This window comes from Vibrio sp. 10N.261.51.A4, assembly GCF_041471945.1.
GTDB classification, from domain to species: domain Bacteria; phylum Pseudomonadota; class Gammaproteobacteria; order Enterobacterales; family Vibrionaceae; genus Vibrio; species Vibrio crassostreae_C.
Genome location: NZ_JBFRPJ010000163.1, coordinates 1 through 356, shown reverse-complemented (window position 1 = coordinate 356; position 356 = coordinate 1). Strand labels below are relative to the sequence as shown.

Here is a 356-nt window from a genome sequence, read left to right as displayed (position 1 = left end):
CTGTAAAGCATCGCGCTCGCCTCAGCGCCATTTGGTGTGTTGGAGAATAGCCAATTTTTCCTGCCAATAACCAGCGGTTTAATTGCGCGTTCAGCGCGATTATTATCGATAGATAAGTGACCATCGTCGATATAACGAATGAGTTTAGGCCATTGCCCGAGCGTGTACTTTATTGCTTTACCTAGTGGGCTAGAGCCAATCACCTTCTGGGTCGTCATCCATTGGTAAAGCTCATCCAGTATCGGCTTGGCAAGCGCTTGACGCTCTGCTTTTCGCTCTTCGGCAGGCGCACCTTTTAAGCGTGATTCTATCCCGTAGAGTTTTTGGATTTTAGCCAGCGCCTTATCAGCCTTGCC

1 protein-coding gene is annotated in these 356 nt (G+C 48.9%); it reads right to left on the bottom strand.

What is annotated here, in order from left to right; all coding sequences use genetic code 11:
• The coding region (locus AB4384_RS23495; RefSeq protein WP_372130193.1) for a transposase at positions 1 to 356 on the bottom strand (356 nt) is incomplete at both ends.